This window comes from Fictibacillus barbaricus (assembly GCF_031457135.1).
In the GTDB taxonomy this organism is placed as follows: Bacteria; Bacillota; Bacilli; order Bacillales; family Fictibacillaceae; genus Fictibacillus; species Fictibacillus barbaricus_A.
Genome location: NZ_JAVDWA010000013.1, coordinates 20,910 through 36,963, shown reverse-complemented (window position 1 = coordinate 36,963; position 16,054 = coordinate 20,910). Strand labels below are relative to the sequence as shown.

At 39.6% G+C, this 16,054-nt stretch carries 15 protein-coding genes; 13 read left to right on the top strand and 2 right to left on the bottom strand.

Features of this window, described 5'->3' with window-relative positions; genetic code table 11:
- Nucleotides 1–25: 25 nt before the first annotated feature.
- The 11 genes from J2X07_RS19360 (at nt 26) to J2X07_RS19310 (ending at nt 12,148) form a co-directional block, all read left to right on the top strand.
- Nucleotides 26–943 (top strand): GNAT family N-acetyltransferase, encoded by a 918-nt coding sequence (locus tag J2X07_RS19360; protein WP_310262716.1) that lies wholly within the window; start codon nt 26–28, stop codon nt 941–943.
- A 50-nt stretch (nt 944–993) separates the two neighbouring features.
- Entirely contained in the window at nt 994–1,605 is a 612-nt protein-coding gene (locus tag J2X07_RS19355) for a TetR/AcrR family transcriptional regulator (RefSeq protein WP_310262713.1), read from the top strand.
- Between the two features lie 203 nt (nt 1,606–1,808).
- Nucleotides 1,809–2,354, top strand: a complete 546-nt coding sequence (sigX, locus tag J2X07_RS19350; protein WP_310262710.1) for an RNA polymerase sigma factor SigX — start codon at nt 1,809–1,811, stop codon at nt 2,352–2,354.
- Nucleotides 2,341–3,519, top strand: coding sequence for a hypothetical protein (locus tag J2X07_RS19345; protein WP_310262708.1), 1,179 nt, complete (start codon nt 2,341–2,343; stop codon nt 3,517–3,519). The genes sigX and J2X07_RS19345 overlap by 14 nt, the downstream gene beginning before the upstream one ends.
- 797 nt (nt 3,520–4,316) lie before the next feature.
- Nucleotides 4,317–4,775 carry a C40 family peptidase gene (locus J2X07_RS19340; RefSeq protein WP_310262706.1) on the top strand — a complete coding sequence of 153 codons (459 nt, stop codon included), beginning with the start codon at nt 4,317–4,319 and terminating at the stop codon, nt 4,773–4,775.
- 243 nt (nt 4,776–5,018) lie between these two features.
- Complete coding sequence (locus tag J2X07_RS19335; RefSeq protein WP_310262703.1) at nt 5,019–8,048, top strand: efflux RND transporter permease subunit; 3,030 nt, start codon at nt 5,019–5,021, stop codon at nt 8,046–8,048.
- Nucleotides 8,049–8,236: 188 nt separating this feature from the next.
- Complete coding sequence (uvsE, locus tag J2X07_RS19330; RefSeq protein WP_310262701.1) at nt 8,237–9,202, top strand: UV DNA damage repair endonuclease UvsE; 966 nt, start codon at nt 8,237–8,239, stop codon at nt 9,200–9,202.
- Nucleotides 9,203–9,377: 175 nt separating this feature from the next.
- The gene (locus J2X07_RS19325; RefSeq protein ID WP_310262698.1) at nt 9,378–10,103 is read left to right on the top strand and encodes an SDR family NAD(P)-dependent oxidoreductase; all 726 of its coding nucleotides are present in this window, start codon (nt 9,378–9,380) and stop codon (nt 10,101–10,103) included.
- Nucleotides 10,103–11,128 (top strand): S-adenosylmethionine:tRNA ribosyltransferase-isomerase, encoded by a 1,026-nt coding sequence (locus tag J2X07_RS19320; RefSeq protein WP_310262695.1) that lies wholly within the window; start codon nt 10,103–10,105, stop codon nt 11,126–11,128. The genes J2X07_RS19325 and J2X07_RS19320 overlap by 1 nt, the downstream gene beginning before the upstream one ends.
- A 9-nt stretch (nt 11,129–11,137) precedes the next feature.
- The gene (locus J2X07_RS19315; protein ID WP_310262692.1) at nt 11,138–11,485 is read left to right on the top strand and encodes a VOC family protein; all 348 of its coding nucleotides are present in this window, start codon (nt 11,138–11,140) and stop codon (nt 11,483–11,485) included.
- An 87-nt stretch (nt 11,486–11,572) separates the two neighbouring features.
- A complete protein-coding gene (locus J2X07_RS19310) occupies nt 11,573–12,148 on the top strand; it encodes a DUF899 family protein (protein ID WP_310262689.1) in 576 nt (191 codons plus the stop codon).
- A 2-nt stretch (nt 12,149–12,150) separates the two neighbouring features.
- Here the strand turns inward: J2X07_RS19310 and J2X07_RS19305 are convergent, their stop codons facing one another.
- Nucleotides 12,151–12,894 carry a metallophosphoesterase family protein gene (locus tag J2X07_RS19305; protein ID WP_310262685.1) on the bottom strand — a complete coding sequence of 248 codons (744 nt, stop codon included), beginning with the start codon at nt 12,892–12,894 and terminating at the stop codon, nt 12,151–12,153.
- Nucleotides 12,895–12,980: 86 nt separating this feature from the next.
- Here J2X07_RS19305 and J2X07_RS19300 point away from each other — a divergent pair, with 86 nt between their 5' ends.
- Nucleotides 12,981–13,499, top strand: a complete 519-nt coding sequence (locus J2X07_RS19300) for a DUF6886 family protein (protein WP_310262682.1) — start codon at nt 12,981–12,983, stop codon at nt 13,497–13,499.
- Between the two features lie 179 nt (nt 13,500–13,678).
- On the opposite strand, the gene J2X07_RS19295 is transcribed toward J2X07_RS19300, so the two are convergent.
- The gene (locus tag J2X07_RS19295; RefSeq protein ID WP_310262680.1) at nt 13,679–15,520 is read right to left on the bottom strand and encodes an LTA synthase family protein; all 1,842 of its coding nucleotides are present in this window, start codon (nt 15,518–15,520) and stop codon (nt 13,679–13,681) included.
- 122 nt (nt 15,521–15,642) lie between these two features.
- On the opposite strand from J2X07_RS19295, the gene J2X07_RS19290 reads away from it, so the two are divergent.
- Complete coding sequence (locus tag J2X07_RS19290; protein ID WP_310262676.1) at nt 15,643–16,044, top strand: VOC family protein; 402 nt, start codon at nt 15,643–15,645, stop codon at nt 16,042–16,044.
- The last annotated feature ends 10 nt before the right edge of the window (nt 16,045–16,054 follow it).

Below are 16,054 nucleotides of genomic sequence, written 5' to 3'. Positions count from 1 at the left end.
AAATACAATTTGAGGAGTGAGGCTAGTGTTAGTTATTAAGCGTTTTAGCGAGTTGAGTTTTGATGAAGCGATTTCTTTATGGAATGAGTCGTGGAAACATTATTTCTCAGATATGACGATGGATCTAAATCGTTTTATTCAAAAGATAGCGGGTGAAGGTATTTCCTTAGAAGATTCTGTCGCAGCTGTCTATGAAGGCAAGCTTGCTGGTTTTGTTTTAAACAGCTTTCGAGACATCGATGGCAAACGCTATGTTTGGAATGGCGGCACAGCTATCGCTCCTGATTATAGAGGAATGGGAATTGGGAAGAAGCTCATTGCTGTCTGTTTAGATATCTATGCTCATAAGCAAGTAGATACTGCCAGACTCGAAGCGATTATGGGCAATACAGCCGCGATTAAACTCTACGAAAAAATGGGCTATCAAACCTTTGAAGAGTTGATTTTCTTGAACCATGATGGGCCTGTCTCAAATTTCCGCGAGATAAATAATGAGATTAAAATAGAAGAAGTAAGCATGTATGCAATTAAAGAGCTATCCTTTTTCGAGCCATTGACAGCATGGCAGACACAATTTGCAAGTTTGAAAGATTTCACATGTGTGATTGCAAGTAAAAATGAGAGCCCTGCTGGGTATGGAGTTTACAAAAATAATTATAATGAGAAGGGTGAACTGTCGGCAATTATTCTTTACCAATGTTTCACTGACCCGCAATTAAAAACGGATGATGAAACGACAGCATCCCTGTTAAATGCTGCGTTCGGTCCATGGGAAGTGCCGTGTAAAAGAATAACGCTGAATGTCCCTAAGAAAGACAACGCATTAAACCACTTACTAACAAACTCAGGGTTTACAGCATTTGTTGAACAAGTGCATATGACTCTTCCCATTAAAAAAGAAACAGAACAGAAGTCAGTCAAAACTTTTTCCAAAATAGACTGAAAACTTTGATATACTTAACATGAAAGACTTAGTTTTTTGGAGGAAGCATCATGCCTAAGGTTTCAGAGCAATACAAGGAAGAAAAACGCAGCCAGATTCTTGAGAGTGCTTTAAAATGTTTTGGAGAAAAAGGGTATCAAGCAACCATTATTGATGACATCGTAAAAGACTCTAACATTAGTAAAGGTGCTATCTATAATTATTTTACAAGTAAAGAAGAAATTTATTTGCAGCTTCTGCAAATCAGCACGAATACGTTTTTTGAGGAAGTCGCACAAGAGAACATGGTTCTTAAAAGTGCGAAAGAAAAACTCAAAAATATATTCCGCCGTTTCAGAGATCAGGAGTTAACAGAAGAAATTCAGCAGTCGAGAAGAGTATACATTGAATTTTGGCTGTATGGTTCGAGACAAGAGGATCTGCGTGTTATTCTTGAAGATAGATATAATAAATTCATTGATTACATTGTTTCGATTATTAAGGACGGACAATCTGCTGGGGAAATAAAAGAGAATCTCGATCCGCAAAATATATCACGTATATTCTGGGGTATTCGGGACGGTAATGTACTTCACTATTCCTTTTTGGGAAAAGAATCGGAATATCGTAAAACGTGGGAAACGCTTGAAGAAATGTTTATAAGCTATGTGATGAATGAATAAAAAACTCGCTGATAGTAGCGGGTTTTTTATTTTGTTTGGCTATATTTGTCTAAGGAGAACTAGATTTGTTGGTAAATATCGACCAAATGGTCCTTTCCGGAAGTATCAAATAAAGGTAGACTTGTAATGTGAAATAGTGAATTGTAACTTTTTTTATAAAAATTCGACTACATAAAATAGAGAGAGACAGGGGGCCATTAGTAGTGAAAGAAACGTTCGACCGGTTGTACGACGAGTATCACCACGCGTTGTTTCAATTTCTGTTCTATATGGTCCGAAACCGGGAGTCGGCAGAGGATCTCGTACAGGAAGTTTATATCCGGGTTTTAAACTCATATGAAAATTTTGAAGGCAAAAGCACCGAAAAAACATGGTTATATTCCATAGCCAGACATGTGGCCATTGACTGGTTAAGGAAACAAGCAAGACGAAGCAAGAAATTTCTGATCTTTGATATTAAAGAAAGCGAAAACGTTTTACGTGATAAAGACCCCCTTCCAGAAGAATTAGTAGCTAAGAAAGAGTCTTTCAAAGATTTGTATAAAATGCTGAAACGCTGTTCATTTGATCAACAACAGGTGTTGGTACTTCGATATATCCAATCTTTATCGATTGTGGAAACTGCACAAATTTTAAGTTGGACAGAAAGTAAAGTGAAAACCACCCAGCACCGGGCCATAAAAGAATTGCGCAAATGGCTTGATCAGCATCCGGGCCTGGAGGAGGAATTGAAAGATGGAACCAATTAAGTGGAATGACGAAAAAATTGAGCAGTTTCTTAAGAATCTGCCACCTATAAAAGATCGCCAATCCAAGCAAGACTTATATCTTAAAATTCAAGCCAGCATCAATTATAAACAAACAAAGGGTAAACGCAGCATTCCATCATGGGGGCTTCCTGCTTTGGCGACAGCGTGTGCACTTGTGTTGTTTGGCGTCTTCGCTCCGGATCTTGTTAACAACAATAGCAGCAATAGTAAGATGGAATTCAAACGATCAGAGTCAGGTAAGATGGAATCACAGTCCACAGCAAGTTTTGACCGGGCAGGAGACCAATCCGATGCGAAGATGTCATTAAAATCTGCTGAGATGTCAAACCATTTTAAGTATCATGGTCAAAAGTTTGCTAAAGATTTTACGGGCAAAAACATGGATTGGGTAACGGTGTCGTACATGGATGAACAGGCTCAAATTGTTGTTCCTGTCAGTTTTATAACCAAAAAGTCTAATTATCTGGAAAAAGTAAATGATCAGCTCGTAAGTTTTAAGCCAACTGAGTTGGGACTCTCTGATAGTCCTTTAAATCGTGCGAAGCTTTCAGAGGAAGAAGAGACTGTTATTATTGATTGGCCGCCTGGTGTGATTTTTGAATCTGAAGAGAATTTGCTAGACCCAATGCTGTCATTTACTTTTAATAATAAGAAATATAAAGCTGAATTTCGGACGAATGGGCAGGCAGGTTACGAGTTTCCTAACATTGGCCGCAAAAACGAAATGGCATTAAGTGTGCCAGGATCACCATTTTATCGCTTTGATACACCAACTACAGATACATTTATCGTAAGCTTGTATTCAGCTGGAAAGAAAGCAAATGAGATGCCTAAAGACGTTAAATCAGCCATTAATGAGATGGATGACGATCAAGAACGAGGATTAAAACCCCTTCTTCCAAAGGATATGGAACTAAAAATTGAAATAACGGGGAAACATTCTATTGAAGTAACATTCCCTGATTCATATAAACTATCTGAAGAAAAAGAAAACAATATCATGATGATTGATGGAATTCTGCTTACTGCTGAAAGTTATGGATACCATAGTGTAAAGTTTAATATACCTGGAACAGACTCAGTAGGACCATATCAATTAAATGAACCGATCAAAGACATAACGGGAATTAATTTTATACAATAAGAGGTTGTCGAAAAAGGCTGCAATTTGCAGTCTTTTTTTTAGGCTCTTTATAAAAGATTGTTGCTACAAAAAGGTTTTGAAGTTCTTCGTTGTAAAGTTGATTGAAGTGGAAGGTGCGAGACTCCTGCGGGACAGGTGGGCAGGTGAGACACTTATAAGTGAAACGTACGAATGTGGCTCACCGCCTGCCCCGCGGAAAGCGAGCAGCCTGAAACGGAAATCAACCCCATACAAGAGCAACAATGAATACGAAAACAGTCTTATTTTTTGCTCTTTTATAAAAGATTGTTGCTACAAAGAGGTTTTGAAGTTCTTCATTGCAAAGTTGATTGAAGTGAAAGGTGCGAGACTCCTGCGGGACAGGCGGGCAGGTGAGACACTTATAAGTGAAACGTATGAATGTGGCTCACCGCCTGCCCCGCGGAAAGCGAGCAACCTGAAACGGAAATCAACCCCATACAAGAGCAACAATGAATACGAAAACAGTCTTATTTTTTGCTCTTTTATAAAAGATTGTTGCTACAAAAAGGTTTTGAAGTTCTTCGTTGTAAAGTTGATTGAAGTGGAAGGTGCGAGACTCCTGCGGGACAGGCTGGCAGGTGAGACACTTATAAGTGAAACGTCCGAATGTGGCTCACCGTCTGCCCCGCGGAAAGCGAGCAGCCTGAAACGAAAATCAACCGCATACAAGAGCAACAATGTATACGAAAACAGATTTTTTTTTGAGAAAATAGAAACCTTATCCATTAGACTATCGACTAATCATAAAAAGCAGTTAAAAAGAGAGGATGTTTTTTATGAAACGTATTTTCTCCGTATTTGTTTCATTAGGACTTGCCGCAATGTTTTTATTAAGTGGTGTATCAGTCGCAAAAGCATCTCCATCCTATGACCAAGAAGTAACAGAGACAGCCAAAGTCTATTTGGGGACTCCATATAAATGGGGAGGTACGACAGCAAAAGGCTTTGATGCCTCAGGATTCACGAAATTTATTTATAAAACGACTGTTGTGAAGAAAGACATACCAAGAACAGCTGCCGATCAGTTTAAAGGCGGAGCGGCAGTTGCAAAGGGAAAAGAAAAATTAGGTGATCTCGTATTTTTTAAGACGAACGGAAAAAGTGTTTCTTTTGTAGGGATCTATCTCGGAAATAATAGTTTCATAGCAGCCACAACAAAGGGAGTCCGCATCCAGTCAATGAACACAAAATATTGGAAAGATATTTATAGCGGTGCTAGAAGATATTTACGTTGATGAAAATGATACATCTTTGAGAACTGTCCTTTTCTTTTAGGGCGGTTTTTTTAATGGAAACGGGTATAAAAGGATCCTTTCGAACATACAGTTTTTTGTTGATACATAAGGACTTGTGTACATTTGGAAAAATTTTAAAGCTGCAGCTTGTTTTTAGATTCAAATCGTACTACAATATCCAAGTATTGTATAAAATGTGAGCCTTTTGTACTCAAAAAGGCTGTAGGGGATGGAGGCAGGGAAATGTTAAAACTTACTTGGTTTTCTTTGAAAAACCGCTCAGCCATCGTAATCATGTGTTTGCTGATTTCTGCGTTAGGGGTTTACGCAGGGCAACGCTTACCGATGGAGTTTTTACCGAGCATTGATAATCCAATGGTTACCATTACAACACTAGCAGATGGTATGGACTCTGAGACGATGACAGATACCATTACAGAACCCATCGAACAAGAACTTCGCAATATTAAAGGTGTAGAATCGGTTACCTCACAATCTGGTCAAGGGATTTCTAAAATTGACTTAACCTTTGATTTGGATACAGATATGAAAGAAGTAACAACAGAGGTAGAACGAAAGACAAATAGTTTTCCGCTGCCTGAAGGTGTGCAAAAACCATTTGTTATCCAGTTAAATACGTCAATGATTCCAATCATGGATATGACCATCAACAAAGATGGAGCGTTTACTGCGGCTGATTATAAGCTGATCGAAGAAGAAGTAATTCCGCAGCTCGAAGGTGTTGACGGGGTTTCTAATGCGGCATTGTACGGAAAAGCGACTCGTGAAATCACATTAAAATTAGATCAAGCGAAACTAATGGAGAAAAAGATAGCTGCACCGCAAATTATCGCAGCTCTTCAAGGTAAAGACGTTTCAATTCCTGCAGGGAATGTAACACTTGAGGAAAAAACGAACACGCTTCGTGTCCTTGGCGAAATGAAAGATTTAAATGCATGGCAGAACATCGCTGTTGCACCGGGCGTTTTATTAAAAGATGTTGCTGAATTAAAAGATGTACAGCACCTCGATTCCATTACACATGTTGATGGAAAAGATGCCATGTATTTAGCGATAACAAAAGAATCAAATGCGAATGCGGTTCAGGTAGGCGACGATGTACGGAGCAAAATGAAAGAAATTAACAAGCAATACGGAAAAGATTTCAAGCTGGCTGTATTCTTTGCAACATCTGACTCAGTTTACGATTCCGTAATGAGCATGGCGAAAGAAGTTGCCCTAGGAGCTTTGTTTGCTTCTATTGTTATCTTGTTATTCCTGCGTCATTTTAGATCGACCATTATTGCTGTAATCAGTATTCCTTTATCGATCTGCTTAACGTTGTTCTTGCTGCATCAATCAGGCATCACGCTGAACGTTTTAACACTAGGCGGATTAGCGGTTGCAGTTGGGAGACTTGTAGATGATAGTATCGTAGTTATCGAGAATATATTCCGACGCCTGCAAACTGGCGAACGCTCGAAAGAACTGATCGTCGATTCTGTAAGAGAAGTAGCAAAAGCCATTACAGCATCCACAATTACTACGATTGCGGTATTTTTACCAGTAGGTCTTGTGGAAGGAGCATTAGGTGTTTTCTTCCTGCCGTTTGCCTTAACGGTTGTGTACTCATTGCTCGCATCCTTGCTCGTAGCGCTTACAGTTGTACCGTTGATGAGCTATAAAATGCTGAAAAACGTAAAGGAGCATACACCAAAGCCTCCAAGACGCTACTTAAATATCTTAAGCTGGTCGTTAAACCACAAATGGATTGTAAGCGGAATCTGTATTTTATTATTTGCAGGTTCAATCGCGCTTTATGCTGTAATGCCAGCGGGAACGATGGCTTCAGCAGAAGAAAGTATTGTGAATGTTAAGATCGAATATCCTGAAGATACGTCTTTTGATGATGTAAAAGCAGGAACGTTTAAAATGGAAGAAAAAATTAAAGCTCATGATGGTGTTTTGTCGAGTTTTTCTCAAGTTGGTGTTTCCAGTGAGATGGCACAATGGGGCCAAGCGACAGGTAACAACATAGCATCCTTCACAGCTAAAATGGAAAAAGGTGCTGACACAGATCAATTTGTAAAAGATATGAAGAATCTTGAAAAAGAGTTCGCTCCTGCAACGATTTCTGCCAGCAAAGCAAGTATGATGGGTGGAAGTTCAGATGCATTGACACTGAATATCACGGCTGAAAAGCAATCAGACCTTGCACCAATGGCTGAAAAGCTTACAAAGAAGTTAAAAGACGTAAAAGGGCTGGATAATGTACAGTCCAATAATGAAGATATTAAAAATGAATGGGTAATGAACGTTAACCAATCAAAAGCACAAGATGCAGGGTTAACACCGTCTGATATTGCCCAGCAGCTAAAAGGATTAGTCGGTAATAGTCCAGTAGGCCAAATCACGTTAGACGGCATTAAACTGCCAGTTGTCATGAGCTATGACCTAAGTAATGTAAATGACCGAGAAGACTTGATGAATACAATTGTCCTTTCCCCAGTAAAGGGACCTGTGGCATTGAAGGATGTTGCGGACTTAACGCTTAAGCCTGCAAAATCTCAAGTGTTCCGTAAAGACGGGAAAGAGTATTTGCAAGTAACAGGAATGATTACAGATAAAAACGTGAAAAAAGTAAACCTGGATGTAGCGAATGTCATCAAGAAAATGGAGAAACCTGATGGCGTTAAAGTAGCACTTGGCGGTGCTGGAGAAGAAATGAACGATCAATTTATGGATCTTTTCATGACGATGGGTGCAGCGATTTTCATCGTATACTTAATCATGGTGGTTACATTCGGTCAGGCACGCGCGCCGTTTGCCATTCTGTTCTCATTACCGCTCGCAGCAGTCGGTGCAATTATTGCGCTTGTCATATCGCGCATACCGCTTGATATCTCTTCTCTTATCGGGGCATTGATGTTAATTGGAATCGTTGTAACAAACGCGATCGTATTTATCGACCGCGTGCAGCAGCAGCGTGAAAAAGGCTTAACGATAAGAGATTCTATTTTAGAAGCAGGCTCAACGCGTCTTCGTCCGATCTTAATGACAGCTGTCGCAACGATCTGTGCGATGATTCCATTAATGCTTGGAGGAGAAAGCGGAAGCCTCGTATCAAAGAGCTTAGCGGTCGTAGTAATCGGCGGATTAACGGTATCCACATTATTAACGTTAGTTGTTGTACCGGTTATCTATGAAATGCTCGCAAACATTGGAAAGCTGTTTAAACGCAAAAAGAAAAAGCAGGCAACTGAAGCTGCTTAAGCATAATCGAGCGCCCTGGTACGAAATGTGCCGGGGCGTTTTTTTTGTTCGGTTTTCTGTCGTTTTTTTTAAAAAAGGGAGTGGCGCGGTTTCGTCTTTTCTGTACCCGTAAATGCTGTAAACATGAAAATAGGTTAAGCAACAGGTTAAAGTGGTCATACTGATAGTGACGAATCGAGGTGTTAGGAATGACCATAGTCAGATTAGGTTTTGTTGCCATGAGTATGGAGCTGAAAAATGCTTCACCATCCCAGACGATGACATATAAGCAATTCAGCCAGCTGCAAAATAGAGAAGCGGGAAAGAGGAAATTAGAGAGAATCGCACAAGCAAACTTACATAGCACGTTAAGAATTTTAAAACACGCGGCGGCTCATGACATCAAGTTTTACAGAATGACTTCAAGATTGATTCCGCTTGCCAATCACGGGGAGTTGCTGGATTGGGATTATATGAAACCATTAACGGATGAACTGCATGAGATTGGTGTGTTTGCTGCTAAACATAAGATGAGGCTCGACTTCCATCCAGATCATTTTGTGCTCATTAATTCACCAAAAACAGAAGTGCTCAAAAACTCGGTAAAGACGTTGCAGCTGCATTACAAGCTTCTAAAAAAAATGAAAATCAATACAATGCATAGGTGCGTGATGCATGTAGGCGGGAACTATAAAGAAACCGATGTGGCTCTTGAGCGGTTTATACAAAACTGGGCGTATGTTCCTGTGCCGCTTCAGGAGATGATCATGTTAGAGAATGATGATACTTCTTTTACAATGGATGATGCCCTTTATTTATGTGAAAAGCTTGCGGTTCCTCTCGTATTTGACTATCATCATCATCTTGCCTTTCATCATGACGAAAACTGGACACAGCATTGGCCGAGAGTAGTAGAATCGTGGAAACGTTCACCACTGCCTTTAAAAATGCACATTTCCAGTCCAAAAAGTGAAAAGCAGTTTCGTCATCATGCCGATTTTGTTGAAGCAGATATGTTCTTTGATTTCTTAAAAGAAATCAAAGGAAGCGTGGACCAGATCGACTGTATGATTGAATCCAAGAAAAAAGACATGGCATTATTTCAGTTAATGAGAGACGTTAAAAAACGTTCAGACATCGAAATCATAGATCAAGCTTCCTTCCTTTTGAAATAGAGATGGGGGGTCTGTCCCGGGACAGACCCCCCTCTTTTTTTATGTTCAAGAAAGTTGTCGAAAGATTTTTAAAACAAATCCATTGACGGAATAAAAAGAATGAAACTATAATAAATATACTTAGTAAACATAAATGTATAAAAAGTATATAATCCGATTTTAGGAGGAAGAAAAGATGAAAAAATTAGCAATGATTACAGGTGCATCAAAAGGTTTAGGGAAAGCGCTTTCGCTTTATTTTGCGAAAGAAGGATATAATTTAGCGATTTGTTCACGAACAGAAGAAACGATTCAAGAAGTAAAAAAGGAAGCAGTGGAGCTTGGGGCAGACGTGTTAGCATTAGGAGCTGATATGTCAACAGCAAAGGATGTTGAAAGATTTGTAGCTTTAACAGAAGAATATTACGGAAAAATTGATGTGCTTATAAATAACGCATCGATCCTTGGACCGAGCCCGATGCCATTTTTATTGGATTATCCAGAACACGATTTTGAAGAAGTATTGCGGGTAAATACGATTGGTCCATTCCTCGTGACGAGAAGAGTCCTTCCAATTATGCTGCAGAAGCAAACGGGAAGCATTATTAACATCACATCTGAAGCGGGTGCAACCGGTTATGCCGGATGGGGCGCATATGGAATCTCTAAATTTGCTCTTGAGGGCTTAACCGAAACGTGGGCAGATGAAGTGAGGGAATCAGGTGTCCGTGTGAACATGGTCGATCCAGGAGAGATGGACACGGAAATGCACAGACTGGCCGTGCCAGATTGCGACTATGAGCTCGCAAGACCAGAAGACATTACTGCTGTATTTGGATTCTTAGCCTCGGATGCGTCTAGTCACATTACAGGGCAACGTTTTGAGGCACAAGAATTTCAGCTTGAGGGGAGCGGGAACTGATGGAATCAGCAATCAAATTCGAACTTCCAAATGAACTTAACGCCATAAAGCCTCCCGAGCGAAGAGGAATACGCAGAGATTATGTGAAGATGATGGTGCTCGACAAAGCGACAGGTCAAACGGAACACACGCAATTCTATCATCTGGATCGATTTTTAAAAAAGGGAGACCTTCTCGTATTGAACGTAAGCCGGACGGTTCCTGCTGTTTTAAAAAGCAAACGGGAAGCAGACGGTGCGGAAGTAGAGATAAGGCTCGCTCACAGAAAAAATGAGTCCGTCTGGGAAGTGCTGCCGGTCAGCGGGGATTTGAAAGAAGGAGACATCATCCGATTTTCACCCGCTTTGACGGCGGCGGTCGTAGCTCAATCTTCTGAAACACCATTTGTTTCATTGGCGTTCAACCTTTGCTGTTCAGACCTTTTTAACCAGATTTATAGTTTAGGAGAACCCGTTCGGTATGAGTACATTCAAGAGCCGTGGAACCTTGATTACTACCAGACCGTATTTGCAACGATCCCAGGATCCGTTGAAATGCCATCTGCTGGCCGCGCATTCAGCTGGGAACTCTTATTTCGTCTTCAGAAAAAGGGGGTACGGATCGCCTATATAACGCTTCATACCGGTTTAAGTTATTTGCTCGATGACAAATGGCATAAGGGACCAGACAAAAATTTTGAAAACTATATAGTTCCTGAAGAAACCGTTCATGTGATTAATAAAACGAAACAAGAAGGCGGAAGGGTAATAGCTGTCGGGACTACTGTCGTCCGGGCATTGGAAACAGCAGCCCTAGAAAAAGGAGAACTGCATGCTGCAGAAGGCTGGACAAATCTATACATTCAGGAGAAAACAAACCTGCAAGTCTGTGATGGATTAATTACCGGGATGCATGAACCAGAAGCAAGTCATCTTCAGCTTTTGTCCGCCTTTATTCAATCTGAGAAACTTTATTCTGCTTATAGAGAAGCTATTGACCAACATTACTTGTGGCACGAGTTTGGCGATATGAATCTTATTTTATAGGTGACGATTATGATGCTTCATCATATTGGAATGTATGTTGAAAACCTAGAGCGGTCGGTCGCTTTTTACGAAAAAATAGTAACCATTCAATCTATGGAAAAGCTGAATTGGAATGATACTAAGCTTTTATTTATTAAAGGTGAAGGATTTCAGCTTGAACTAATACAAGACGCGCATGAAGTGACAAAAGGCGCTCATATCGCTTTTACCGTTATGAGTATCGAAGAAAAAATAAGAGAATTGCAGTATCAAGGACTCTCACCGTCAGAAGGTCCTTATCAAGTAGAAAACGGCTGGAAAACCGTATTTTACGAGGGACCAGATGGTGAGGAAATTGAGTTTATTGAATTAGGCTAAGAAAATCATCAAATAACCTCCAAATTGTACAGGATTTGTACTTTCCGCCACAGAATTAGATGGTAAACGGAAAATAGGAGGCTGGGAATGGTAGTTAAAGAGGTAATAGAAGAAATTGAATTATTGGAAAAGGAAATCTTGGAGAGTAAAGCAAAACTTACCAAGCTAAAACGCTCTCTCCCTGAAGAGGAAGTAGAGAATTACACGTTTCTGACTGCAGAGGGAGAGCAAGTCTCACTATTAGATCTTTTTGGTGATCAGGATGAACTGATCATAGTGCATAATATGGGGCAAAGCTGTTCATATTGTACAATGTGGGCTGATGGATTTAATGGAGTGTATCATCACATTATCCGCAAAGCTCCTTTCTATCTATCAAGCCCTGATGAACCAAAGGTACAAAAAGAATTTGCTCAATCAAGAAGCTGGAGATTTCCTATGATTTCAACAAAAGAAAATACATTTAAAAAAGACTTAGGCTTTGAAAAAGATGGATACTATTATCCGGGTGTTTCTACTTTTAGGAAAGATCAAAACGGTACAATCTATCATGTTGCCAAAAGTGATTTCGGTCCAGGAGACGATTTTTGTTTAGTTTGGCCGATGCTCGATCTTCTCCCATCAGGCTCAAAAAACTATCAGCCGGTAAAAGATTTATACTAAACCTAAGAAATACCATGAAAAGCTTTCATGAGGAAGTCGGAATCTGGTATTTGCAACTCCTTATAAGCTTTTATTAATCTTTGACGATCATAAGGTACGCTTTTAAATTCCACGCGAACTTTGTGATTGTCTACATATATCAACGCATAACGAGCTTCAGCGGTCGAGCTGCATCCAAGAGCACCCGGGTTCACATAATGTGTCATTTCCCCTTTAAAATCATGGCCGATATGGTGATGTCCGAACCCGATAAAGTCATTTGAATGTGTTCCAAAAGCTTGTTCGATCAATTCTAGGGTAGGGTTTCCCATAATAGGCTGGAAGGGATCTTCAGAAATAGGAGATTCCTTTTTTCCTTGTTTAAAAGGATAATGGGTAATTAAAAAGCTAATATCGACATGGTTAAAAGCAATTTCTCGCGGCAGCTTTTTAAGCTGTTCTGCTAATTCATGATTGAGTTGATCTGCAATCCATTGATGATGAAGTTTGGCATGAGCGTGACTTTCAGGATATGGCTGATCGTATTTTAAAGCAAGGACAGCTTCATCATGATTGCCTGTTACCATATGAATAGAAGGTAAGCTGAATAATAGTTCTAGTACCTCATTTGTAAAGGGACCGATCCCGATCATATCCCCTCCGCAGATAAAGGAGTCCGCACCTTGAGAAACGGCATCTTCAATGACTGCTTCAAGTGCATCGATATTGCCATGAACATCAGTAAAATAAGCAAAAAGAAGTTTCAAAATGATTCCCGCCTTATGAGTGTTATAGGTTATTATAAAGGGATATTTTAGGTTATCACAAGAGATAAAAGGGAGGAAGGGTTCTGATGCTATATCACTTTTCAGAGGAGAAGCATATTGAGGTTTTTGTACCGCGTAAACATCCAAGTTTCCCAGACCGTCCACCAATGGTGTGGGCGATTGATAAAGAGCGGTCCCCGCTCTATTTGCTTCCGCGGGATTGTCCAAGGATTGGGTTTTGGGCAACACCTGAAACAACTCAGTCAGATCGGGAAAAATATTTACACATGACATCAGCACAAAAAATAATGGCTGTAGAAAGCGGATCGCTTGACCAAATTCAGAACACAAAGCTCTTCAGGTATTCATTAAGTGATGATCACTTTGTTATGATGGATGAAGGAGCAGGTTACTATGTGTCATATGAGACAGAAGTCCCCCTGAAAGTAGAGGAAGTGGGGTCCCTGCTTGATGAACTCGTACAGGAGAGAATTGAAATTAGAATCGTTCCATCGCTTCAGCCATTGTATGAACAGCTGCCAACATCCACCTTGCACTACTCCATGATCCGCATGCGCAACTCAAAAATCATGCAGAGGGACTGACCCCAAACAATTTATTTCCCTTGCTGATCTCGGATTTTTCTCAAGGCGTTTATCACAGATTCATACAGTAAATTTCACTCTTTTTCATTTTTGTTTTTAGGTGCTATCCTTATATTTCCTAACCCGTCCAAGCAAAAAAGCCTAAAACGGATGATCGTTTTCATCCGTTTTAGGCTTTTCTATTTTACTTTTAAGAACCTCAGCAGATCACCGTAAACAATGCGATCCGATTCATCGAGTTCATCTTTTGCCTCATCTATATAAGGCTCACATTTTTTGATATCAACAGGTATACCAAACGTGTTGCTATAGCATGTCTCATTTGTGTATACAAAATCCTTGTTAATGAAAGCACCGTTGCGAAGAACTGTAAGGTCATTATGATCTTCTGAGAAAAGGTCTGTACCAAAATGGACATCATCTTTTGTTTCGATCCCCAGAAGGTGTAAGAGTGTTGGTTTTACATCAATCTGTCCGCCGATGCTTTCAACTGTCCGTCCTTTTTTACCAGGGATATGAATAAATAACGGAACTTGCTGAAGCTGAATATGGTCAAAAGGGGTAAGACTTTCTTTGCCAAGCACTTGAGCCATAGCATCCTCATGTCTTTCAGAAATCCCATAGTGATCTCCGTACACAACAACAACCGATTTATCATAAAGTCCTGACTTCTTCAGATGATCAAAGAACTGCCTTAATGCTTCATCCTCATAACGGACGGTTGTAAAATAGCGGCTAACGGTACCATCATCAACCGAATACGGATCAATCCATTGATCTTCTGGATCCAGTATAAAAGGATGATGATTTGTCAGCGTAATAAATTTTGCATAAAAGGGTTGCGGAAGATCTTCTAAGTACGGCATGGATTGCTCGAAAAACGGGATATCTTTTAAGCCGTAATTAATGGAATTTTCCGCCGTAACATTATAGAATTCTTCACTGAAAAATTGATCATATCCCATGGTTTTATACATAACATCTCTGTTCCAAAAGCTTTTATTATTCCCATGAAAAACGGCTGAAAAATAACCGTTCGTTTTTAAGATTTCAGGCATCGCATTATATTCGTTCAATGGGTTCGTCTGGAAAACAGCGCCTCTTGGAAGAGGATAGAGAGAATTTTCTACTAGAAACTCAGCATCTGATGTTTTGCCCTGACCAGTCTGGTGATAAAAATGATTAAAATAATAGCTGGATTTAGCGAGTTTATTAAAAAATGGTGTAACTTCTTTGCCATTGATTTTATAGTTCAGCACAAAGTTTTGAGTAGATTCTAACGAAATGACAATTACGTTTTTACCTTTTGCGATGCCAAAAAGCTCTTGATTTTTAGCCGTGTCTTTTTTGAGCTTTTGCAAAACTTTTTCAGCATCAATGTTGCTCGCTAATGCTTTTTGCATGGAAGATTTGGATTGAAGCATGATGTCATACAGATGATAATTGAATGTCCCTAAACTTTTAACAAGAATTTCCCGATCAAACGTCCTTGTGAGCAGCTGCGGCCGGTTGGCTTCAGCCAATGAAATATGAACGGCTAAAATAGCCAGCCCTGCAAGAAATAATTTTCTGCGGTCTTTGCGTACAATGGATACGTCGGGAGACCAACGAGGTTGTTTTAGTAAATAGGCCAATATAAAAACATCCATGAAAAAGAAAACATCGGTTAGATTCACGAGTTCGTAAATGCTATTGCCCATATCACCTGCGTTTTTTGTCTGGAACAATACCGGAACCGTAATAAAATCACTAAAGAATCGATAGTACACAATATTCGCGTATAATATGAAACTATAAATAAAAGAAAGCCATAGAATGACCCGCCTTCTTTTTGATGGAGAGAAGTAATAAACCATACTAAAGTAGAATACAAGAAAACTAAGGGGATTAAAAAATAATAAAAATTGTTGCAGGAAATTATCCATCGGAAGCGTAAAAGAGACTTTATAAACAATATAGGTTTTCATCCAAAGCAAAAAGATAGCCAGGAAGATTGCTGCGTGTTTTGTTTTACCGTTCATAGATAACCCTCCTGTTTCAAAAACGGAAATCTTTACCATTGTAGGCTATTTTTAATAAAAATAAAAGTGAAAGAATGCCTTTTTTCATTTTTTCATAGTATTCTTAAGGAGAACAACAGACATTGGAAATATCACAAGGGCTTCATCATGTAGAAATTAATGTTCATCATTTAGAGCGTACAAAAGCATTTTATAGCTGGCTTCTGCAGGAATTAGGATTTGCGGTTTACCAGGAATGGGACAAAGGTGTTAGTTATAAAAACGGTACTGCTTATCTTGTGTTTACTCAGACAGAAGAGAAGTACGCAAAGACCCCCTTCCATAGAAAACATACAGGGCTCAATCATTTGGCGTTTTGGGCTAAATCACGTGCGCAAATTGATCAGCTTCGTGTACAATTAACAAATAGAAATGTTTCGTTTCTGTATGAAGATAAGTACCCATATGCAGGAGGAAATGAGCATTTTGCTTTGTTTTTTGAAGATCCCGATCGCATTAAAATTGAAATCGTAGCGGCGAGGTGAACGATTATAT